Here is a 16123-nt window from a genome sequence, read left to right as displayed (position 1 = left end):
TCCATCTCCCCATGGATTTCACTAGCTTTAATGAGGCTTCGCGATTCATTAACTAGTTTAGCTAACCCCACCCACATCCTAGATTATGGCTGGGGTCAATCAAACGATTTTGTTGATCCTTTGTCCGCTCTAGATCCAGGCCGCTTAGGAGCAAGGCTTTGAGCTTCCGATGGATTATTTGTAAAGTTCAGTAGACAGGCGGAATGCTAGAAATCCTGGAAGCAAAGCCAGCAATAGAGCTCCGATAACTTGGGCATCTGAAATAGGCATCGTATACAATCTCCTTTATTTGAGCGATATTCTATACCATTAACGGCGCGCTTGACCCGTAATCAAATTTGCCACGGGTCGCACCACAGCCAACTAATTGGGCTAGTTATGGAATTTTATCACAATAACTTGTCCAATCCAGATAATAGAATTCTTCTAGCTTGGGTTGATCTCAAATTGCAATCACAGCTATTACCTTTATCTTGCTGCAGGTTCGGTGTGGGTGTTGGAACCTCAGTAGGGTCCGTTGCGCACTAAAATTCTGATTAAATGTTAAGATTAATTAAGTTAGATATCAAAGTTTTAGTAATTTTGGCGATTACATATATTACATATACTAAGTTAACCCTTTAAGACCTTAATAATTTTTAATGCTAGACCAAATTATTAACTCATCGTTTAATGTTGGGCTTGAGGCTCCTGTGGTTTTGTTGATTCTGGTGGCACTAGAAGCTGTACTGTCTGCTGATAATGCGATCGCATTAGCTGCGATCTCCCAAGGCTTACAGACCAAACAACTTCAACGCCATGCTCTTAACTTGGGCTTAGCAGTTGCCTATGTGCTACGAATCACTTTGATTCTCACAGCCACTTGGGTAGTGCAGTTTTGGCAGTGTGAGTTATTGGGAGCAGCCTATCTGCTCTGGTTGGTCTTTGAGTATTTCAGATCTGATCAAGATGAAGACCATCACCATCATGGCCCGAAGTTCACTTCTCTATGGCAGGCAATTCCGCTAATTGCTGTTACCGATTTAGCTTTTTCCTTGGATAGTGTCACGACAGCGATCGCAATTTCTGACCAGACCTGGCTGGTTATTGCTGGTGGCACCATTGGGGTAATTGCCCTGCGCTTCATGGCGGGCTTATTTATTCGTTGGTTGAAAGAGTATGTCTATCTCGAGGATGCTGGCTACATTACCGTGGGCTTTGTGGGATTGCGGCTGTTGGTCAGAGCGATTAAACCGGAATTAGTGCCACCGGAATGGTTAATGGTTGCTGCCATTGCCCTAGTGTTCATGTGGGGATTTTCTGAAAAGTCTAAGACCCCAGACCTTGAGCCAATTCCTGTGGAAAACGAAGGGCGACCGGCTTTGACGAAAGACTAAAGGGCAAAAGAAGCTAGCCGCTAACTGCTTTTAACAAGAGTCGGGAAGAATTCGGCCATCTCCCAATCAATAATCCCAACGCTCACCAAACATGGGTAGAGCGTTGGACTTCCCGTTTAAAGGTAAATGTTACCGTTACTCATAAAGCCAAGAGGTTATGGTTGGTTCCCAGCTAACTAGCTCTTCGTCCTTAAACCAAAGACTAATCTCCTGCTGCGCTGTCTCAATGGCATCTGAGCCATGGATAAGATTGCGACCTGTGTCTAACCCATAATCGCCCCGAATGGTTCCTGGTTCAGCTTCCAGAGGTTTGGTAGCACCAATCATCTTTCTTGCGGAAGCCACTACTCCATTTCCTTCCCAGACCATTGCTACTACAGGACCAGAGATGATGAATTCGATTAGTTTGGGAAAGAAAGGTCTCTCTTTGTGAACAGCGTAATGCTGTTCGGCAAGTTCACGGCTGACGTTCATCAGCTTCAGCCCAACTAAGGTAAAACCTTTTGTCTCAAAACGCTGGATGATTTGACCAACAAGATTCCGTTGTACACCATCCGGCTTAACCATCAGAAATGTCCGTTCCAAGTTTCTCTCCTCAAATTAGTTAACTCAGGTCAATCTTGGGCATAGCCTTTCCTATGATATTCCTTTAGGACTAAGATTCAAGCCCGCTCTATTGCTAGTTGAATTAACTGATCCACTAATTCTGGAAACGGAACACCTGTAGCTGCCCACAGTTGGGGATACATACTGGTTGCCGTAAAACCTGGTAAGGTGTTGATCTCGTTGATGAAGATTTCCTTAGTGGCTTCGACATAAAAGAAGTCTACCCGTGCTAAACCAGCCCCATCAACGGCAGTAAACGCCTGGATTGCCATTTCCTGAATCTGACTAGTTACGTCACTAGGCAAGGGAGCGGGGATTAACAAGTCCGCTTGACCCTGAGTGTATTTGGTTTCGTAGTCATAGAAATCACTCTCATAAGTAATTTCACCAACTACTGAGGCTTTGGGATGATCGTTCCCTAGTACAGCACACTCTACTTCTCGCCCTACTACCCCTTCTTCTACAATCAACCTGCGGTCATAATTAGCAGCATTATCTAAGGCGGCTTCTAATTCAGAACGCGATCGCACTTTGGCAATCCCTACCGATGAGCCTAAATTAGCTGGTTTGACAAAGCAGGGATAGTTTAAGGTTTCCTCAATTTGGTCACAAAGTTTGGTAAATACACAGGGATCGGACCAAACTTGCGTACGCAAAACTTCCATGTAGTTGACTTGGGGTAATCCGGCTTGGGCATATACTGTCTTCATTGCCAGCTTGTCCATGCCTACAGCAGAACCCAAAACACCACTACCGACAAAGGGAACTCCCATCAGGGTTAGTAATCCCTGAACTGTGCCATCTTCCCCATTCGGCCCATGGAGGATGGGAAACCAGACATCTACCTCACTGACAACGGCAGGAAATTGCCAGACATTACCGTTAGGAGCAGATTCTAGGGGAGTTCCCGAGTCTAAAACCTGTGCGATAGTTTCGACCGCTGTCCAGATGCCATTTTTTTGAATGTAAACTGGCACCAATTCGTACTTAGAGGCATTTTCATCGGCACACAGAGCGTTTGCGATCGCTCTTGCAGAACTAATCGAAACTTCGTGTTCTCCTGAGACACCACCAAACAGCAGTCCAACTCTGCGTTTTGTCATATTAGTATACAGTTAATTAAAAATCCTCTAATAAAGAACCCAAGCGACTTAGTAACGGATCATCAGATTGATCAGCGTCTTTTTCCCATCCTACTTGAGCCGTAGCATCTGACTCTCTAGTCGCTTTTGCTGTGGATCCCTGTTCTGTGGCGCGAGACACATCCGTGGTACTAAAATTGGACAGCACTGTTTCTACACCAGCAACTTGCTGTTTTAAGTGTTCGAGTTGTTGATGAGAACGGTCATCGACTTGCTTGACCTGTTGGATTAAGGCTGTCAATTGATCATCAAGTTGTTCAGAGGATTCTTCAGTAGATAGAACTTGCTCTAATTTCCCAAGCTGCTGTTGTAACTGGGTCAATTGTTGAGTTGTATTAGAGTCTATTTCCTCAATTCGTTGAGTCAGATCAGTTAGCTGACTATTCAGTTGGCTAGGACTCTGAACGGATAACGTCTGTACCACTTCAGTTAATTGCTGCTGCAGTTGGGTTAGCTTGTCTTCAAGATTTCCAACACTTGCTGTTTCCTCGGTTGTTCCCTCGGTTGTTTCCTGGGAGGAGGCTTTTTCCTGAGAGGATTCTGGTTTTAACAGAAACTCTTGGATAGCTTGCTTGCAAAACATGCTAAAGCTAGGATACTGACCCTTAGCTAGTTCTTTCTCCACTGCCTTTAGTAGGGCTTGATCCTCCCGGTTAGCGGTAAATGCTACTGTTTTATTTACTTTTTTTGCGATCGGTGCCATGGGAATTATGCCTATAATATCGGATAATTACAATACAATTTATCGAGATGCTGACTGCTTCTGCACCTCTCCATAAATGTATTGTCCCAAAGCATTCGCTTTTCGAGAGGGTTGAGCTAAGTAACCCTTGAGTCTAGCTTCCTTAAAGATAAGTTGAAGATCATTCCAGAAGAATTGTCCACCACCACCGGTCACGACTACGTCTGTGGTGCGTTCTGGTAGCCAAGCGAGCAAGCGATCAGATAGTTCACGGGCAAAACTTTTGCGCAAACTGGGTATAATTTCGTCGAGGTCTGTGGGCTGAGCAGCACCTTTAGGACGATAAAAGCGCTCTCCCTCTGGACGATTAACCGCTTTGATTAATAGTAACGATTGACTGTCAGCTCCCTGAATTTGGGCAGCTAATTGATCATAAAACTCATTCATGGCAAATGCTTCACTCTGAGATGCTCCTCTAGCAAATCGGAACGAATCTGCCATGATAAAGTCAGTGGTTTGGTGGCCAATATCCACAACGGCGACGGAACGGTCATGTAATCCGCCATCGGATGGTTCTTTTTCCTGAACTTCAACCCAGATCAAGCTACCATAGCCCTCTGGTATTACCCAAACTTTCTTAATCGTAATCGAGACTTGTTCCCCTCTGTAGTACATGACATGAGGAGAAGCCAGGATACCAATTAATTCCTCTTTTTCACGCTCAAACTGCTCTTGGGAATGGTAGGGCAATCCCATGATAATTGCCAAGTCACCTTGAAGCTCGAAATGTCCTACGCAGGCAAAAACTTTTATCAAGGCATCTTCTACTTTCGATTGACCAACACCCAAGTTAGCTCCGAAGTCAGCAGCTAGTTGTCCAATGGCGTATCCTTTGCCTTGATACTCCAGCCAAATATCTAATAGAGGGTCACCCAGTCGAGCTTCAAACCCACCCCGACGCACTTGCTCAACGGTAAGATGGGCAACGTTGGCAGGAATGAGCACTACACCATCGGGGTAACGGCTGATACAAGCTTTAGTGGAGGTGCGACCTAAGTCAATGCTGAGAATAGGAACTTTGTTCACGATGGTAGCAAGCTGTTTAGCAGTCATTGGTTAGTATATAAGAGTTTGTCTAACTCAACTCACAAAAAATAGTCCGATGTTTGGAAGCCCCGTCTAGGCAAGAGCGGGGTGCGGACATTGATCAGGCTGTTTGCGATCGCTCTGGCACCAATGGCCAAAAATCCTTAGACTAGTTGTGCAACAGACGCAGGTTGACTAAAGTTGGTTGGACACTATGGCATCTAGCTATTTCATCTAATAATAGTAGAATACTGATTCATAGACCTGTTATACACCTAAGATTAAAACCAATTTCCAATTACTAGATAAGGTGCCCAATAGGCGGGGCGAGCATATTGTCCTCCTGCTTCAAGTAAAGCGATTTGAGCAGCACGAAGCGCTTGGGCTTTGTTTAAGTTTGATTGTCGCAAACCCTGGTAGAATTGGGCGGCAATTTGGGCAGTGGTTTGATCATTAATGAACCAAAGCGAGGCTAAGGCACTTCTGGCTCCTGCTTGAACAGCTACACCGGCTAAACCTAAGGCCGCTCGGTCATCACCAGTGGCAGTTCGACAGGCAGTGAGGGAGATTAACTCCACTGGCTCAGTAGTACTAGTTACACTGCGAATTACCCGATCTAATTCATCAATGGTGAGTTGATCATTTTCCCCAGTGACTAGGAAAGTATCCTCCGGTTCAGTGCCGAACTCACCGTGAGTAGCTATGTGAATAATCGGGTAAACCGTTGTGCCTAATTCTTCTTGTAAGCGATCGCGGGTAAATTCCTCATCCAGTAGCTGTTTGCTCTCTGGTATGGTCTGTGTCACTGCCTTAACTTCTGTGGATACATTGCTCAAGGCTTCAAATTCACGACCATCGACAATAGCTTCTTTGGTTAAGCCCAACACCAGTGCTCGCCAACTCCCAGCTGTTAATGCTTTAGGCTCAGTCAGGGTGAGGGTGGGAGTGGTTGCGATCGCATAGCGTTCAACTAAAAATTTTTCCCCGTCGTGGAGGGCTGCCATTGGCACAGTGCGTAGGATGCCATCATTGATGAAGACCAGGGTTTCTATTTTAGCTTGTTCTAATTGATTGGCAAAAGGACGAATTAACCAATTATAAATTTTTTGTGCCTGTTGGGAATTGTAAGGCTCAAAAAAGCTTTCTAGTTCTCTACGAAATTTATTAATGTCTTGTCTTATACTGTCGCGGTCACTATCAATCCACGACCATTGCTTTTCACCATTAGGCAGACTTAAAATTACTGCAGTTCGGTCTTTGAGGATAATGGTGCTAATCACAGCTGTGCGAGTACTGACTAGGTCAACTCTGGCTGGATTCACTGCTGCTAACACACAGTCGTTACCAAAATAATCTTGTAATTCTGCTAGTTTGAGACCATCAATGGTTTTCAGGACAATGTTAATATTCTGAGTACGCACATCGGGTGAAGCTGATTTTAGGAAAGTTTGATCTCCCTCTAACCTCAATGCCACTAACTGTCGGTAAATTGGGTTAACGGTGTCAAGAAAATCAAATTGGACATCTCGACTGGCAGTTAGGATATCGCTACGGATTGTTTCGAGAGTAGCGATCGCGTTTTCATAGGCTCCGATTGCCTCAGTTACTTTCCCCTGCTCCTTAAAAATCCGTGCTGTTTGCCACTCCCACAAGTACAGACTATCCTTTGCCAGCAAGTTTTGCTCAGCTGCTAATCTAGCTTGTTGGCTTAACTCTAGCGCTTTGGTATACTCGCCACGACACTCATAGATATGACTCAGTTCCCCTAGGGCAAAGGATTGGGAGCGGTGGTCATTAATCCGTTGCGCTATTGAAACGGCTTGAGCCAGGAGTGCAGTAGCCTGGGGTTCTAGTTTGGGCTGATAGCATCGTATCCAGGGACTAGTTTCATGAGCCGGAGCAATGGGTTGCAACAGGTTAGCTAACTCAATGGCAGCATAAACCTTATCCTGGGAATCTGGTAGAGTTTCCAACAGGGAGTAGGCTTTTTGCCATTCTTTTTGCCATTTCATAACACTAGCGCTAGATTCACTAAGGCGGTAGTACAGGGGAATCTCATTAAGCCTTGCCCGGATTTGACCGGATTGGTCGTTTTGAGTAATAGCAAGGTCGAGGCTTGTCTGAAAATACTTTAGTGCTTCCCTATCGTTATTTTTAGCTTTTGCTTCGAGTTCCGAAGCCTTTGTTGTGTAGCCGATTTTGTCAGCAGAGTTTGCACGACGATAGCTGAGCTGAGCTTTGCTACTGTAGGCATTACCTAAACTATTCAGGGCTGAGGATTGATAGGGAAGGTGGTCAATTTCTTGGGCAATAGTTAAGCTCTCTTCGAGATAGTTAATGGCTAGATCGTATTTGCCCCTGAGGCGATAAGCATCCCCTAAACTCCCCAGAGCCGCAGCAACTCCAAGTTGGTCTTGATGGCTGTGAGCAAGTTGTAAAGCACTTTCTGGCACACAGGGGTTATCTTGGGGATTATCATAATTAAAGGTACCACATAATAATGCGATCGCTGTTTGATTTTGCCCCAATTTACTATAAGCTTGAGCCAGTTCAGTAAGCATCCGCCCTACCTGTTGTAAATCCCCCAGTTGCTGATAATTAGTGATAACTTTTTCCCAGTAGTTAATGGCTTCGTCGATTTGACCAATTTGCTGATAAGCTCTCGCTAGGTTTTCTAGAACAATAGTTTGGTTAGGGCGGTTGTTGGTTTCTTGATAAGTAGTTAGGGCAGTTTGCCAATACTCTATAGCGCTAGTAAAATCTCCCAGTTGGTAGTGTTCCACCCCTTGTTGGACAAGTTGGCTAGCATCAGGGGATTGAGCTGTGGCTGGGTTTCCCCGTTGCAGTTGCCAGGTGGTAGCGGGAAGATCACCGAGCCACAGGCTAATGGTGAGGCTGGATAGGAAAAGAAGTCCTAGAACAATACGGACACTGGATTGGCGGCTCATGGGAGAATTCCAGTTGCAGATTTAAATGATAGCAAAGGGAGTCGGGAGTAGGGAGTAGGGAGTCGGGAGTCGGGAATCGGGAATCGGGAGTCGGGAGTAGGTTTTTACATTTAGGGTCAAAGGGGGAGTGTGGGGGGAGAACACAGAACAACAGAGAAAAGGAGAGAGGGGTAGTTTTTTTGTGTAAGGGCGATTTCGTCAGATCCGATAGCAGGGAAATGGGGAGAAGGGCAGAAGGAAAGAATTGTCTCGGTAATTATTGGGTGTTGCTGATTCTGGGTATGGTTTAGCCCCCCTAGCCCCCCAATTTTGGGGGGAACAAAACTCTCTTGCGTCTCCCGATTCCTGATTGCCGATTCCCGATTCCCAATTCCCGATTCCCGATTCCCAATTCCCGATTCCCGATTCCCGATTCCCGATTCCCAATTATCAATTCTTAATTCTTAATTCTTAATTCTTAATTCAAAAAAAAATAGCCGTAGAAATACTATCCACGGCTATGGCAATCACATATGTCAGAAATTTCCGAAACTCAAGGCCAAGGGGGGGGAAACCCCCCAAAAAATTAAGGTGTTATGGCAACAACCAATACTTGGTCATAGTAGTAATTACTTCCCCCGGAATATCCGTTGGTTCTAGAGGAGTCCACTCCGCGATTTCTGCATACCCTAGCGAATAAAGCATATGCATACTATTGATTACTGATTCACGAGGACCTTTGAGCGTATGCTGAGTTGGTTGTTTCTTGAAATTGCGAGTAAATTGTTCTGACATTGTGAAAAATTTTAACTTGGGTTTACATAATTATTGTAATGATTATGGTTTTAATTGTCAAGAATTTTAAAAAGTTTTTTTTTGGGAGTTTTAGGATTAGTTAAAAAAAACTATTGCATAGAAATTAGAAAGCATACATTAGCGTTTATTTAGGGTGTATCTCACTTTTGTAAATTTTGCGTAGGGTGCGTTAGGGGTGGGCTCGCCCTGATTTTCTGCCTCTTTGCCACCATTGAAATAGCCCACCCCGTAACGCACCACCGAGTCAAACAGCTTTTAGGAGATGCACCCTTTATTTAAGACACATGTCAGCTTGGTTAATCCCTTTTAGATCCCCCTAAATCCCCCTTAATAAGGGGGACTTTTAAATCGAGTTGCCCCTGATTAATGGTAAAATAGAGATTTAAATGCAATAAATTTATACCAATTTTAGCGAAAAATACCTTGAAATTTATCAACTAAGCTTCGAGTAATATTCTAGCTAATAAATGTGATAAAATTAAATAATATAAGCCAAAAATAGCAATCATTTTACCTGGTTTTTATACCCCGAAATTCCGTTAATGATTGTCAGGGTTTATTGGAAATTTCAAGAGTGAGTTAAGTAGCCAATATTTCCGACATACCTTTCCCTGGCTTTAGCGACTGCATCAAGAATTGAAGATGATTTGGGATAGGTTCGAGTCGTCGAATTTGTGGCTCTTAACCCTCTTTTCGATTAGTTAACCAGAATTGACCCCTTTGGGTAATTCAAAATTCAAAATTCAAAATTCAAAATAAATAAAATCCTAAATTTTGAATTCATTAATTCTGGGTACAAGCCCCCACTGAATAATATTGCAGTGGTCTTCAATCAGTGGCGAAAGCCCCCACTGATTGTCATTTTGAATTAATAATTTTGAATTTTGAATTGGAGCGTTCGCGTAGCGTGACCAAAGGTCAAGCGACTTGACTTAGTTAGATCAGATGTGTAATGACTTACGATAGTACCCTAAAATATCTAGTTGAACAATATCCCCAAGCCTTTACCCGTTGGTTATTTAACCAAGAACCAGCAGAGGATATCGAAATTCTCAACACCGAATTAAGCACAGAACCAATTCGGGCAGATGCCTTGTTTTTTGTGCGAGTTGCTGATGCTATCTTGCATTTGGAATTTCAAACCTTACCCCAATCTGAACCTCCCTTACCCCTGCGGATGCTGGATTATTGGGTCAGGTTATATCGACAATATCGTTGTGATATTGAACAGGTAATAATATTCCTGAAACCAACCCGATTAGCGGGAGTATTTGTGAATCAATTTACCGAGAGGAACTTATCCTTCCGCTACCGGGTGATTCGGATTTGGGAATGTGATCCACAACCATTACTTACCACCCCAGGGTTACTACCCTTGGCAGTATTAGCACAAGCGGAAGTGCCAGAAAACCTGCTATCCCAAGTAGCAGCCAGAATCGATATGATCGAAGATAGACAACAGCAGCGTAACCTATCTGCTTGCGTGCAACTGTTGGCTGGAGTGAAATTTGATGAACAGTTAATTCAAGCTTACTTTCGGGAGGATATGATGCAAGAGTCAGTAGTTTATCAACGAATTATTCGTCAAGGATTAGAACAAGGATTAGAGCAAGGATTAGAACAGGGGTTAGAACAAGGAAAGCGCAATGAGCTTAATTTAATTATCCGTCAAATTAGCCGTCGCTTAGGTGAAATCAATCCCCAATTACAAAATCAAATTGAGAAATTATCCTTTGACCAGTTGGAGGATTTAGGAGAAGCGTTGTTAGATTTTGAAACCGAAGTGGATTTGACCAATTGGTTGAACCAGTTAATGGATACGTAACATCCGGTTAGGTGTCCCATTCAGCCGTCAGCTGAATGGGACACCTATGAACTTTAAAAATATTGTTTTTTTACAGATAAGTTTGATAAAAAAAGTAGCGTTTATATCTGCTTTTTTTGAACACGCTTATTGCTAGCATGCCTACTCCCTACTCCCTACTCCCTGTTCCCTGTTCCCTGTTCCCTGTTCCCTGTTCCCTTTGGTATATATGATTGAAGACAGACAACAGCAGCGTAACCTATCTGCTTGCGTGCAACTGTTGGCTGGGGTGAAATTTGATGAGCAGTTAATTCAAGCCTATTTTAGGGAGGATATGATGCAAGAGTCAGTAGTTTATCAACGGATTATTCGCCAAGGATTAGAACAGGGATTAGAACAGGGATTAGAAGAAGGAAAGCGCAATGAGCTTAATTTAATTAAGCGTCTACTAAACCGTCGCTTAGGTGAAATCAATCCCCAATTACAAAATCAAATTGAGGAATTATCTTTTGAGCAGTTGGAGGATTTAGGAGAAGCGTTGTTAGATTTTGAAAGCGATGCAGCGCGGTCTTGGGGGTTTCCCCCATGAGCGACTGCATCAAGACACCGAAGTGGATTTGACCAATTGGTTGAACCAGTTATAGCGCTACGCGAACAGCTATCAGCTATCAGCTTAAGGCCTTTGGCCACGCTACGCGAACAGCTATCAGTTTATGCGCTAGGCGCATGCTACATTTGGTTGAAGGCTGACGGCTGTTCGCGCAGCGTGCCCGTAGCGCATATGCTTACCTATTAACTTGAAAACTATTGTTTTTTTTACAGATAAGTTTTATAAAAAAAAGCGTTTATATCTGCTTCTTTAACACGCTAGCATGCCTATACTATAATACATATTGCTTATAGATTACTACATTTTACTTATAGATTTTACCTAAGCCATTATAGTGGTTTTTATCATAATGAGGTACACACATTGTTTACCCTGTTACCTCTTCTCTCTTCCCTATTCCCTGTTCCCTGTTCCCTGTTCCCTGTTCCCTGTTCCCTAAAACCAGAAAATGCGTACCTCACCAAAATCAAAATCGCTATATGTTAACCACTCAAATAGAAATGTTCCCTATTTTCTAAAAACTTCATCCAATTGAAAAATGCTATAATTTACAAGGTTCTGCCTCTTGCCTTTTCCTAAGGGATAGCAGCAGACAGTGTTGGCAATGGCGGAAGATTGGTAAATCCACGGTGCTTTAAATAAGTCTAATTTTTGAATAACTATTGTATAGCAGTGGATGGCAATGGCTGACAACACATCTGATGCCCAACTTAACTTTCTCTTACAGGTACTACAAGCAACCGCAGACAGTAGGGGTGATGAGCAGGTAGTTTACCCATTACTGGAAGGAAATATAGACAAATTTAATCATAAGTTAGCAGAAAACTTGCGGGATTGGGCAACAACTAGGCTGGCGGAAGCGAAACCAGATGAAGCAAAGGCCCTAGCAGCAGTTATTCTTAACTTTAGCACTCTAATTCAGCAATTCCCCTTGGGTTACAAAGCCAGCAATATGGAAATTGCTATCACTGGCTATGAAGTGACACTAACTGTTTTCACCCGTGAAGCATTTCCTTATGATTGGGCATCGGCACAAAATAATCTCGGTGTTGCTTACTATGACCGAATAAAAGGTCAGAAAGCACAGAATATAGAAGAAGCGATCGCTAGCTACCAATTAGCTTTAGAAGTACGCACCCGTCAGGCTTTTCCGGTTGATTGGGCATTGACTAAAAATAATCTCGGTAATGCTTACCGTGATCGAATAAAAGGTCAGAAAGTAGAAAATATTGAAGAAGCGATCACTTGCTACCAACAGGCTCTTACTGTCAGACCCATTGAGGCATTTACTATTGCTTGGGCATCGACACAAACTATTATCGGTATTGCTTATCTTAATCGAATAAAATGTCAGAAAGCACAGAATATTAAAGAGGCTATACCTTGTGACAAACAAGCTCTTAGAGTATTAACCTTTGAAGCTTTTCCGATTGAGTGGGCAAGAACGCAAACTAATCTCGGGATTGCTTACAGTGACCGAATAAAAGGTGATAAAGCACAGAATATAGAAGTTGCAATCGCTTGTTACCAACAGGCTCTAACAGTTTATACCATTGAGGCTTTTCCGATTGATTGGGCAAATACACAAGGTAATCTCGGTAATGCTTACTATTATAACCGAATAAAAGGTGATAAAGCAGAGAATATAGAAGTTGCAATCGCTTGTTACCAACAGGCTCTAACAGTTTATACCATTGAGGCTTTTCCGATTGATTGGGCAAATACACAAGGTAATCTCGGTAATGCTTACTATTATAACCGAATAAAAGGTGATAAAGCAGAGAATATAGAAGTTGCAATCGCTTGTTACCAAGAAACTCTAAAAGTTAGAACCTTTGAGGATTTTCCCAAACAATGGGCAAATACACAATATAATCTCGGTAATGCTTACGGTAACCGAATCCAAGGTGATAAAGCAGAGAATATAGAAGAAGCCATCGCTTGTTACAAACAGGCTCTTAGAGTTTATACCATTGAGGCTTTTCCTAGGGATTGGGCAAATACACAATATAATCTCGGTAATGCTTACTATTATAACCGAATAAAAGGTGATAAAGCACAGAATATAGAAGAAGCCATCGCTTGTTACCAACAGGCTCTAACAGTTTATACCATTGAGGCTTTTCCTAGGGATTGGGCACGGACACAAACTAATCTCGGTTTTGCTTACCGTGACCGAATCAAAGGGGAGAAAGCCAAAAATATTGAAGATGAGATCGCTTGTTATCAACAGGCTCTTAGAGTTAGAACCTTTGAGGCTTTTCCGATTGATTGGGCAAGGACACAAGGTAATCTCGGTAGTGCTTACAGTAACCGAATAAAAGGGGAGAAAGCACAAAATATAGAACAGGTCATAGTTTGTTTCCAACAGGCTCTTAGAGTTTATACCATTGAGGCATTTCCCCAACAATGGGCATGGACTCAATGCATACTCGGTGTGGCTTACAATGACCGAATAAAAGGAGAAAAAGCACAGAATATAGAACAGGTCATAGTTTGTTACCAACAGGCTCTTAGAGTTAGAACCTTTGAGGCATTTCCCCAACAATGGGCATGGACACAATATAATCTCGGTAATGCTTACTATTATAACCGAATCAAAGGTGATAAAGCACAGAATATAGAAGAAGCCATCGCTTGTTACCAAGAAGCTATAAGAGTTTATACCTTTGAGGCTTTTACTTATGATTGGGCAAGGACACAATATCATCTCGGTAATGCTTACGGTAACCGAATAAAAGGGGAGAAAGCACAGAATAGTGAACAAGCGATCGCTTGTTACAAACAGGCTCTTATAATCAGAACCATTGAGGCATTTCCTGATGATTGGGCAAATACACAAAATCATCTCGGTATTGCTTACAATAACCGAATAAAAGGTGATGAAGCACAGAATAGTGAACAAGCGATCACTTGTTATAAACAAGCTCTAAGAGTTAGAACCTTTGAGGAATTTCCGATTGAGTGGGCAAGGATACAAACTAATCTCGGTATTGCTTACAATAACCGAATAAAAGGTGATGAAGCACAGAATAGTGAAGAAGCGATCACTTGTTGCCAACAGGCTCTAAGAGTTTTTACCTTTGAGGCATTTCCTAGGGATTGGTCATTGATCCAAGGTAGTCTCGGTAATGCTTACGGTGACCGAATAAAAGGTGAGAAATCACAGAATATAGAAGAGTCGATCGCTGGTTACAAAAAAACTCTAAGAGTTTTTACCTTTGAGGAATTTCCGATTGAGTGGGCAAAGACACAATACAATCTCGGTATTACTTACTTTACGCGAATCGTAGGTGAGAAAGCACAGAATAGAGAACAAGCCATTGCTTGTTATCAACAGGCTCTAAGAGTTTATACCTTTGAGGCATTGCCCCAAAACTATCTAAATACTAACAATAACCTTGGTGTTGCTTACCAAGATGCTCAAAATTTCCGGGAAGCTTACAAGGCTTTTGATGCTGCCATTAAAACCGTAGAATTCCTGCGAGATGAAATTATTTCTGGTTCTGGAGAAGAAGAATACAAGACTAAACTAGCTGAAAGGTACCACCGAAGCTATCAAGGCATGGTCGAAACTTGCCTAGCCTTAACTAAAATCACAGAAGCAATTAACTATGTTGAACGGAGCAAAACCGGGAATTTAGTTGACGAGATTCTCCGCCGTGACCTGAAAACCATCTTTCCTGTAGATGTTGGTACTCAACTACAACAATACAGGGATGAAATAGCGGCAGGTCAGAACCAAATCCAACAGGGCAAAGCTGAAAATATAACCGCCCTTGCACAACGTCTTCAAGAATTGCGACAACAGCGCAATGATTTACAAGACCAATATTTACCTATCGGTTCTGGCTTTAACTTTGAGCAATTTCAGAACAATTTAGATGACCACACTGCCATTGTCGAGTTTTATATTATAAGGGATAAGCTGCTCACGTTCATCTTTACCCGCAATCTAGTTTGGCATTCTAAGTTAGAAGACTTAGACAAATTGGAAAATTGGAAAAATGAATATCTGCTAAGCTATTACACCGAAACATCTGATTGGCAAAACGACCTGAGTAACCGCCTACATGAGCTGGCTGATATTCTATCCATTGATCACATCATTAAGCAAATTCCCCCAGAATGCGATCGCTTAATTTTAATTCCCCATCGGTTTTTACATTTGTTGCCCCTTCATGCATTACCAATTACCAGTAAACAAGGAGAAGGGAAACCTAAAATTCTGATGGATCGGTTTCCAGCAGGGGTAAGTTACGCCCCTAGTTGCCAACTACTCCAACTTGTTAAAACCAGAAAACGCCCTGACTTTACCCACCTGTTTGCAGTTCAAAACCCTACTGATGATTTAGATTACACTCCTATCGAGGTAGACGTAGTTAAACGCTACTTCAATCCAGCACCAGATACAGAAATTCTTGTGGAAAACGATGCCACCAAAGCTGCCATCGATAGGAACCCTCTCAACAGTTACCACTGTTTACATTTTAGCTGTCACGGTTACTTTAATTACCAAGAACCACGGAAATCCGCTCTAATTCTGGCCAATGCCCATCAATCGGCATCTGCTGCACCGAATTCAGAGCGCTATTTACGGATAAGTGACGAGGAAATCTTTGACCTAGAGCAATGTCTGACTATCGATCAAGTCTTTGAGTTACAACTAGAACAATGTCGCCTGGTCACCCTTTCCGCTTGTGAAACGGGATTAATCGACTTTAAGAACATCAGCGATGAATACATTGGGTTACCCAGTGGTTTCCTAGTTGCCGGTAGTCCAGCAGTAGTTAGTAGCTTGTGGAAGGTAGACGATTTATCCACAGCATTGTTGATGATTAAATTTTATCAGAATCTACGAGAGCAGATACCTTTAGCAGTTGCCCTTAACCAAGCGCAAATCTGGCTGCGGGATAGTACCAAAGAAGAATTAGAGGAATACATTGATAATTTGCCTTTGGCTTTTTATAAGAAATACGTAACTAAGGCTAATTTTCACAAGTTTAATAACAACGATAAACCCTTTGAGGCACCATTTCATTGGGCGGCATTCTGTGCGATTAGTAAATAGGAG

At 42.6% G+C, this 16123-nt stretch carries 12 protein-coding genes; 5 read left to right on the top strand and 7 right to left on the bottom strand.

The features are described from left to right. Positions 1 to 174: 174 nt before the first annotated feature. Complete coding sequence (gene psaM / locus BJP34_RS18920; protein WP_070393681.1) at positions 175 to 270, bottom strand: photosystem I reaction center subunit XII; 96 nt, start codon at positions 268 to 270, stop codon at positions 175 to 177. A 371-nt stretch (positions 271 to 641) separates the two neighbouring features. Here psaM and BJP34_RS18915 point away from each other — a divergent pair, with 371 nt between their 5' ends. Then, a complete protein-coding gene (locus BJP34_RS18915; protein ID WP_070393680.1) occupies positions 642 to 1376 on the top strand; it encodes a TerC family protein in 735 nt (244 codons plus the stop codon). 135 nt (positions 1377 to 1511) lie between these two features. On the opposite strand, the gene ndk is transcribed toward BJP34_RS18915, so the two are convergent. The 5 genes from ndk to BJP34_RS18890 all read right to left on the bottom strand — a co-directional run bounded on the left by ndk (position 1512) and on the right by BJP34_RS18890 (position 7840). Next, complete coding sequence (gene ndk / locus BJP34_RS18910) at positions 1512 to 1961, bottom strand: nucleoside-diphosphate kinase (protein ID WP_070393679.1); 450 nt, start codon at positions 1959 to 1961, stop codon at positions 1512 to 1514. A gap of 77 nt (positions 1962 to 2038) precedes the next feature. Beyond that, entirely contained in the window at positions 2039 to 3085 is a 1047-nt protein-coding gene (locus BJP34_RS18905) for a D-alanine--D-alanine ligase family protein (protein ID WP_070393678.1), read from the bottom strand. Between the two features lie 16 nt (positions 3086 to 3101). Further along, positions 3102 to 3827: a hypothetical protein gene (locus tag BJP34_RS18900; protein ID WP_070393677.1), complete on the bottom strand. Its 726-nt coding sequence runs from the start codon at positions 3825 to 3827 to the stop codon at positions 3102 to 3104. Positions 3828 to 3866: 39 nt separating this feature from the next. Continuing rightward, positions 3867 to 4919, bottom strand: a complete 1053-nt coding sequence (locus BJP34_RS18895; RefSeq protein ID WP_070393676.1) for a ParM/StbA family protein — start codon at positions 4917 to 4919, stop codon at positions 3867 to 3869. Positions 4920 to 5173: 254 nt separating this feature from the next. Then, positions 5174 to 7840 (bottom strand): CHAT domain-containing protein, encoded by a 2667-nt coding sequence (locus tag BJP34_RS18890; RefSeq protein WP_070393675.1) that lies wholly within the window; start codon positions 7838 to 7840, stop codon positions 5174 to 5176. Positions 7841 to 8149: 309 nt separating this feature from the next. On the opposite strand from BJP34_RS18890, the gene BJP34_RS43705 reads away from it, so the two are divergent. Further along, on the top strand, positions 8150 to 8287 hold the full coding sequence (locus tag BJP34_RS43705; protein WP_158517305.1) for a hypothetical protein: 138 nt from the start codon (positions 8150 to 8152) through the stop codon (positions 8285 to 8287). Positions 8288 to 8413: 126 nt separating this feature from the next. On the opposite strand, the gene BJP34_RS47640 is transcribed toward BJP34_RS43705, so the two are convergent. Next, a complete protein-coding gene (locus tag BJP34_RS47640) occupies positions 8414 to 8614 on the bottom strand; it encodes a hypothetical protein (protein ID WP_070393674.1) in 201 nt (66 codons plus the stop codon). 973 nt (positions 8615 to 9587) lie between these two features. Between BJP34_RS47640 and BJP34_RS18880 the strand changes: the two genes are divergently transcribed. The 3 genes from BJP34_RS18880 to BJP34_RS18870 all read left to right on the top strand — a co-directional run bounded on the left by BJP34_RS18880 (position 9588) and on the right by BJP34_RS18870 (position 16120). Next, positions 9588 to 10460 carry a DUF4351 domain-containing protein gene (locus tag BJP34_RS18880; protein ID WP_070393673.1) on the top strand — a complete coding sequence of 291 codons (873 nt, stop codon included), beginning with the start codon at positions 9588 to 9590 and terminating at the stop codon, positions 10458 to 10460. A gap of 208 nt (positions 10461 to 10668) precedes the next feature. Then, positions 10669 to 11028 carry a DUF4351 domain-containing protein gene (locus BJP34_RS18875; RefSeq protein WP_229423930.1) on the top strand — a complete coding sequence of 120 codons (360 nt, stop codon included), beginning with the start codon at positions 10669 to 10671 and terminating at the stop codon, positions 11026 to 11028. A 703-nt stretch (positions 11029 to 11731) separates the two neighbouring features. Then, positions 11732 to 16120, top strand: coding sequence for a CHAT domain-containing protein (locus BJP34_RS18870; RefSeq protein WP_070393672.1), 4389 nt, complete (start codon positions 11732 to 11734; stop codon positions 16118 to 16120). The last annotated feature ends 3 nt before the right edge of the window (positions 16121 to 16123 follow it).

Source organism: Moorena producens PAL-8-15-08-1 (genome assembly GCF_001767235.1).
GTDB lineage: Bacteria > Cyanobacteriota > Cyanobacteriia > Cyanobacteriales > Coleofasciculaceae > Moorena > Moorena producens_A.
This window is presented reverse-complemented; position numbering and strand designations above follow the sequence as displayed.

Coding starts and splice junctions, on each gene's coding strand:
- BJP34_RS18890 (WP_070393675.1), bottom strand. CDS start 7,840: ATGAGCCGCCAATCCAGTGTCCGTATTGTTCTAGGACTTCTTTTCCTA.
- BJP34_RS18895 (WP_070393676.1), bottom strand. CDS start 4,919: ATGACTGCTAAACAGCTTGCTACCATCGTGAACAAAGTTCCTATTCTC.
- BJP34_RS47640 (WP_070393674.1), bottom strand. CDS start 8,614: ATGTCAGAACAATTTACTCGCAATTTCAAGAAACAACCAACTCAGCAT.
- BJP34_RS18880 (WP_070393673.1), top strand. CDS start 9,588: ATGACTTACGATAGTACCCTAAAATATCTAGTTGAACAATATCCCCAA.
- BJP34_RS18915 (WP_070393680.1), top strand. CDS start 642: ATGCTAGACCAAATTATTAACTCATCGTTTAATGTTGGGCTTGAGGCT.
- BJP34_RS18905 (WP_070393678.1), bottom strand. CDS start 3,085: ATGACAAAACGCAGAGTTGGACTGCTGTTTGGTGGTGTCTCAGGAGAA.
- BJP34_RS18870 (WP_070393672.1), top strand. CDS start 11,732: ATGGCTGACAACACATCTGATGCCCAACTTAACTTTCTCTTACAGGTA.
- psaM (WP_070393681.1), bottom strand. CDS start 270: ATGCCTATTTCAGATGCCCAAGTTATCGGAGCTCTATTGCTGGCTTTG.
- BJP34_RS18900 (WP_070393677.1), bottom strand. CDS start 3,827: ATGGCACCGATCGCAAAAAAAGTAAATAAAACAGTAGCATTTACCGCT.
- BJP34_RS18875 (WP_229423930.1), top strand. CDS start 10,669: ATGATTGAAGACAGACAACAGCAGCGTAACCTATCTGCTTGCGTGCAA.